The following is a 5,494-nucleotide window of genomic DNA, read 5'->3' on the forward strand; positions in this document are numbered from 1 at the left end:
TTCCAGAGGTTCTTTAATTTTGAATTTTGAATTTTGAATTGATTTGTCCCCAGTCCCCATTTTCAGAGATTAACCTCTTGCAACAGCCAAAAACCAGCAAAAGATTCTGCTTTGGGATCAGACTGTACACCGATAAAATGCACTCCGTTAGCTTTTTGCTTGGCTTCTTCAAAACCTTTGGCTTCTGCTAAGATTTGAGGTTTTTTGATATTTGCCACAATCCAGCTTTCAGTTACACCGGTTTCTAAAAGCAATCTCGCCTCCTCGCTGGTATCAAATCTTAAAAAAGCCAAATCTAAACCAGACATCCAGCCAGCCAAGGGCAACGCTCTCGGTGAGAAAATCAAAATACCAGGAATACGGGTTTCGGGTGAAACTTTCGCCAACTCTAGGGGGAAAGCTTCACCAAAGCCAATTTCCCACTCTGGCATTTCTGCCAAATCCGCAGCATCTAAAGTAACAAACACCCACTGCTGTCCTTCCAAAGCATCTGGTAAACGTTGCGGCAAAGGTTTTTCCAAGCGGACTGAGGGATTAGTCCCCCCTTGATACCCTGCCTCTTGAGGATACACTTCCTCCATGCGCTGTTCTAACCAATGGTTAAGAACCAAAGTACGCCGACTAGGCTGGGCGGGAATGCCCAAGTCTTGGCAGGCTTTAGTAATCATGTTGTTCATTTGGCGGCGGAAAAAGCGGATTTTAATTGGTGCTTTTCCAGCTTGGTTAATAGCTTCCTGCAATGCTGTCCGCAACCAGCCTGAATTCACTTGGGTACTGGGACAATATTGAGCATAGTGAAACAAAGAATCGACTTTTGTACTGATATCCAAGGGGCTTTCGCAGACTAAGACTTCCCAAATTTTTTTCTGATTATCGTCCAAAATCGGACGAGAGTAAAAATCGATTTCCCAAATACTGCCCATGTTTTGCGGTAAAAATCTGGCTGTTATGTTTTCCTGATATGTTGATCATACGAGTGTTGGGGCAGCATGGGGAATAAGGGAGCCTTTGAGGCTGAAACTTCAAGTTCTAACTCTCCTTTTATCTCCGTTAGGGACTTCCAGAAAATAAATTACCCAATTATACTCAGATAATATTTTCTTTCTCCCCCTGCTAGAAAGCTCCCCTGCCTACATAGCGATAGGTTCTTTTTTGAGTTGTAAGTCCCTCATCTCCCCCATTTCTTCATCCCTATTCTTGTTTAGCAAACAGGCGTGTCATGGGCTTGACTCCTTTAGCTGTATCGCCCGCCAGATTCAGGTATTCGTAGATCCCAAAAGCATCTTCGGTGGTTCGCAACAGTGAGTAGTGATTATAGGGTGTTTTATCTACTACACTCCGTGAACCGTGGTTAGTAATTACAATGGTCGCAATGTGACCACCACCAAAGTTAGCATTACTTTTGGGGTCAAAACCGCAACAACCTTGAGTGCCTTTTTTGTTGCGTGGATTGTCATCTTCATCCCAAGTAATGATGATCGCATTATTCCCTGACGCAGCCCAAAGCTTTGAGGTGGTGATTTGTTTGACAACTTCACCAATCATTGTGTCACCAGTTTTAATTAGTTGTTGCACATCGGGACACTCTTGTAAACCGTGCATTTGATGGCATTGGTTAAATATAATATGGCTGTAATTGGGAACATTGCCGCTTTTCAGGTCAGTAGCAAGCTGGTCGAAACCGACAATCTTGCTTGACAAATTAGGATCGTCTTGTACTTTTTTGAAGTTGAGAAAACCGTTATGCTTTGAAGCATAAAGCGCACGGTTCCAGCTAGGAGCAACAACTGCTTTAGAACCTGGGGTGGGGATGTCTTCAAAGTATCCCTTACTCGTTAGACCTTTCTGTTCTAGTTGGTCGATTAAGCTTTTAGAGGCGATAGTGTGACTAACATAGTCAGATTTTAGAAAATTATCACAAAATATGTCGAAACTACCAACCTGACAATAAAAAGCGTCATCGTCATGGATACCAAAAGTACTACCACCTAGAATAGCGACGTAGTTCGCCTCGCTGGGATGAACCTCAGCGTAGAAGTTGCTAGCAAAGCCGTAAGTTTTTGCTAGTTGATTGATTATTGGTGCATTGGAATTGCCCATAATCTGATCGTAAGACTTGTTTTCCTCAATAATGACAAAAATGTGTTCGTATTTAGGGATTGCTTTATCTTCTTTTGTTGGGACAGAGGCTGCTACTGCTGTATTTTCATTTGTGATGGGTTGTTGAGTGGATTCCGTCTTTTTGAATACTTGAGAGTTTAACAAGTAAGCGATCGCAGCAAGGCTCAAACTAAGTAAACAAAACGCAAAAACAATCTTTTGAGGCGTTTGCCGTGCTGACATAACTACTATGAATTATTAGTATTATCAGCTGTTGAGTATATGCTGTCTTTGATCTGATATCAATTGTGTTGAGATTCTATAAAAATGGCGAGTGTGTCCATTTGAGGCGCTATAAAAATAGCGATCGTCAAAATATCCCCCTCATTTTCCACGGTTGATCCAAACGCCTCTGAGTCCAGCTGCTTTCGCTCCGTTGTAATCTTCTACAATGCTATCGCCAATATGCCATGCTGCCTCTGGAGAACATTTATGTTTGTCTAAGGCAATGGCAAAAATTTGAGGATCGGGTTTAGCTGCACGTACCTGCGTAGAAATAGTGACGGAGGTAAAAAACTCTCTCAATCCCAAACTTTGTAATACTGAGTAAATCCGAGAATCAAAATTGGACAGCACCCCCAAAGTAACTCCCAACCGCCGCCAGTTGATTAAAGCTGGTAAAACATCGGGATAGACAAACCACGGTTCGGCAGTGCCAAAATGGATGTACAGTTCGCTAAAGAAAGCCGAAAAGTCAGAAAATTGCTTGAGAACACCTGCACTTTCAAAAGTGTTTAGGGCAATTATCCGCCACCAATCAAACTCGCGCTGGGGAATATCTTGCAGTTCTGCATCTGGAAATATCGGCGGCGGCGCTGCTTTAAAGCTTTTGATAAAGGCTGTATTCAATGTTTCGGCTGAAACTGTAACGCCAAATTCTTGGGCTATCTGACTATAAACTTCGCCCACACTACCTTTGACATCGAAGAGTGTACCCACAGCATCTAAAAAAATAACTTTCGGTTGTTCCATCAAAGTTTGATTGAATTGGGGAGTGGGAAGTAGGGACTGGGGAACTCGGGGCCCCCACGGAGTGGGGATTAGGGGCATGGGGACTCGGGAGAGTCACTAATGACAAATGACAAATGACAAACGACAAATGACTAATGACTAACCTTAAGTTACTTAGAAAGTGTTTCTATGAGTGGACGGACTAGCCAATTAAAACCTACTTTGAGTTGATGGTCTAAAGTTGGGAGTCTATATAAATAGGCAATCCGCCGGGCGACGTATGCCAAGGGCCCATCTAGTTTCATTCCCAAACCAGTGAGAGTGGCGTTGTCTATTCCTAGTGCCATCATTTCTCCTAACTGTTGGTAGCGGAAGGGAAGAAGGGGGCGATTAGTCAGAGTTGCCCAGATATTCCAAGCAGTATAATCAGCTTGTTGCAAAGCCGCTTGTGCGGTAGCGGGGACTTGCTGTCCTTCAGCATCATGACAGTCTGCTAAATCTCCTAAGGCAAAGATTTCTGGATGATCGAGGACTTGCAGACTGGATGTAGTCCTGATTTGACCACGCTGGTTTTGCTTGAGGGGAAGAGATTTCACTACGGGCGCAACCCTAGTTCCCACAGTCCAAATTACCAAATCCACGGGAATCGTATCTACCTGGTTTTTGTACTCTAGGGAAATGGTATTTTGCTCTATTAATTCCACTTTGGTTTCTAAATCAAGAAATACGCCACGGGCTTCTATTGCTTTCTTTGCTGCTTCCCGGTTAAACTCTGGGGAAGTTCGCAAAATTTGGTCGGCGATTTCAATGATCCGAAAGCGTCCTCTTTCACCTAGTCTGTCGGCTAACTTACAGGCTAACTCTACACCACTGTAGCCAGCCCCAATAATTGCCACCCGAATTTTCTCAGCATCCGATTCTTCTAAAAATCGCAAGCGTTCTTCCAAACGATAGGCATCAGAGATTGTGCGGAATGGGTAGCCGTAGGCTGTCCCACCAGGTACTAAATCTAGCGGTGTCTCACCTCCTAGTGTTAGCACTAATCGGTCGTAAGGGATTTCGGGGCCTTCTTGTATATTCACCCGTTGCTGGTCGATATCAATTCCAGACACAACTCCTTGATAAAAACGCACGCCTGTGCCTTGTAAAAGTTCTTCAAACGGTGGGGCAATTTCCCAGGTTTGCAGTTCACCAGTGAGTAATTCGTAAAGTAAGGGAGAGAATAGGAAGCGATCGCTTTGATCTACCAGAACAATTTCCGGTTTTTGCGTAGATTCCCAAGGTAATTGGCTTAAGCGCAGGGCTGTGTAGAGACCACCAAAGCCTCCGCCAAGGATACAAATTCTAGAAGTTTGTTGTGTCATCGATTATATCTATGGGACGGTTAATGCTAGCTGGGCAACTAACTTCAGTCTAGTAAGTTAAAGCGGACTTTTCAAAATTCCATAAAGTTTTTGAGAGATTAGTCATTAGTCATTAGTCATTAGTCACGGTTATATAACTGGAGATTCGCTATAGTTAACGGTTAACAGGCAACGGCTAAAAGGAGTTAAAGAGATGGAAATTAAGCCAACTGACCCATCGCTAGCACTCATGGAAATTCCCCCAGGCTATCTCAATATTATGGGTTACGTCGATCAGTCAGAAGTTAACGGGCCTGGTTGTCGTGCAGTCATCTGGGTACAAGGTTGTCTCCGTGAGTGTCCTGGCTGCTTTAATACTAACTCCTGGTCATTTGAAGCTAACCAATTGATTGCTGTTGATACCCTTGCCGAGAATATTCTCAGCAATCCCCATAACACGGGTGTAACATTCTCTGGTGGAGAACCCTTTTGGCAAGCAACTGCATTAGCGTCTTTAGCTGGTAAGGTAAAAGCTGCTGGTTTAAATGTAATGTCTTTTACTGGGTTCACTCTCAAGCAACTACAGTCTCAATCCGCGCCGCCAGGTTCTCAAGAATTGTTAGAACAACTCGATATCCTGATTGACGGGCCTTTTGTACAATCTCTGGCAATTAATTCTCCCAACTCTCCAGTTTCTTCTAGCAATCAACGAGTTCGTGTGTTAAATCCGGCTTTCCAAGACCAGATTACTTGGGCTAGCGACCAGATAGAAATCCACATCCTCAAGGATGGTGGACGCATTGTCACTGGCTATCAAGGTGGGCTGGAATTAACGTAGGGGCGCAGGCACAGGGCAAGAGGAGGCAGTTAAAACTTGAAAGTTGAGCTTCTGAGGCTCAACGTTCACCTTCTGAAGCTCAACGTTCACCTTCTGAAGCTCAACGTTCACCTTCTGAGGCTCAACGTTCACCTTCTGAGGCTCAACGTTCACCTTCTGAAGCTCAACGTTCACCTTCTGAGGCTCAACGTTCACCTTCTGA

General features: G+C 44.0%; 6 protein-coding genes. 1 reads left to right on the forward strand and 5 read right to left on the reverse strand.

The window, feature by feature from the left end; all coding sequences use genetic code 11:
• Positions 1–62: 62 nt before the first annotated feature.
• The 4 genes from ACFFAP_RS34215 to ACFFAP_RS34230 all read right to left on the reverse strand — a co-directional run bounded on the left by ACFFAP_RS34215 (position 63) and on the right by ACFFAP_RS34230 (position 4,475).
• On the reverse strand, positions 63–923 hold the full coding sequence (locus ACFFAP_RS34215) for a Tab2/Atab2 family RNA-binding protein (RefSeq protein ID WP_375515385.1): 861 nt from the start codon (positions 921–923) through the stop codon (positions 63–65).
• A 268-nt stretch (positions 924–1,191) separates the two neighbouring features.
• Positions 1,192–2,343 (reverse strand): alkaline phosphatase family protein, encoded by a 1,152-nt coding sequence (locus ACFFAP_RS34220; RefSeq protein ID WP_375515386.1) that lies wholly within the window; start codon positions 2,341–2,343, stop codon positions 1,192–1,194.
• A 141-nt stretch (positions 2,344–2,484) separates the two neighbouring features.
• Entirely contained in the window at positions 2,485–3,132 is a 648-nt protein-coding gene (locus tag ACFFAP_RS34225; RefSeq protein ID WP_375515387.1) for an HAD-IA family hydrolase, read from the reverse strand.
• Positions 3,133–3,281: 149 nt separating this feature from the next.
• Positions 3,282–4,475, reverse strand: coding sequence for an NAD(P)/FAD-dependent oxidoreductase (locus tag ACFFAP_RS34230; protein ID WP_375515388.1), 1,194 nt, complete (start codon positions 4,473–4,475; stop codon positions 3,282–3,284).
• 193 nt (positions 4,476–4,668) lie between these two features.
• Here ACFFAP_RS34230 and ACFFAP_RS34235 point away from each other — a divergent pair, with 193 nt between their 5' ends.
• A complete protein-coding gene (locus ACFFAP_RS34235) occupies positions 4,669–5,292 on the forward strand; it encodes a 4Fe-4S single cluster domain-containing protein (protein ID WP_375515389.1) in 624 nt (207 codons plus the stop codon).
• Here the strand turns inward: ACFFAP_RS34235 and ACFFAP_RS34240 are convergent.
• Positions 5,284–5,494 (reverse strand): hypothetical protein (locus tag ACFFAP_RS34240; RefSeq protein WP_375515390.1); only part of this gene is annotated, 211 nt, incomplete at its 5' end. The genes ACFFAP_RS34235 and ACFFAP_RS34240 overlap by 9 nt on opposite strands.

The sequence above is a fragment of the uncultured Nostoc sp. genome, from assembly GCF_964245575.1.
Taxonomy (GTDB): Bacteria; Cyanobacteriota; Cyanobacteriia; order Cyanobacteriales; family Nostocaceae; genus Nostoc.

What these genes read in the sequence shown, in the direction of transcription:
- ACFFAP_RS34230 (WP_375515388.1), bottom strand. Translation starts at nt 4,475, where the DNA reads ATGACACAACAAACTTCTAGAATTTGTATCCTTGGCGGAGGCTTTGGT.
- ACFFAP_RS34235 (WP_375515389.1), top strand. Translation starts at nt 4,669, where the DNA reads ATGGAAATTAAGCCAACTGACCCATCGCTAGCACTCATGGAAATTCCC.
- ACFFAP_RS34220 (WP_375515386.1), bottom strand. Translation starts at nt 2,343, where the DNA reads ATGTCAGCACGGCAAACGCCTCAAAAGATTGTTTTTGCGTTTTGTTTA.
- ACFFAP_RS34215 (WP_375515385.1), bottom strand. Translation starts at nt 923, where the DNA reads ATGGGCAGTATTTGGGAAATCGATTTTTACTCTCGTCCGATTTTGGAC.
- ACFFAP_RS34225 (WP_375515387.1), bottom strand. Translation starts at nt 3,132, where the DNA reads ATGGAACAACCGAAAGTTATTTTTTTAGATGCTGTGGGTACACTCTTC.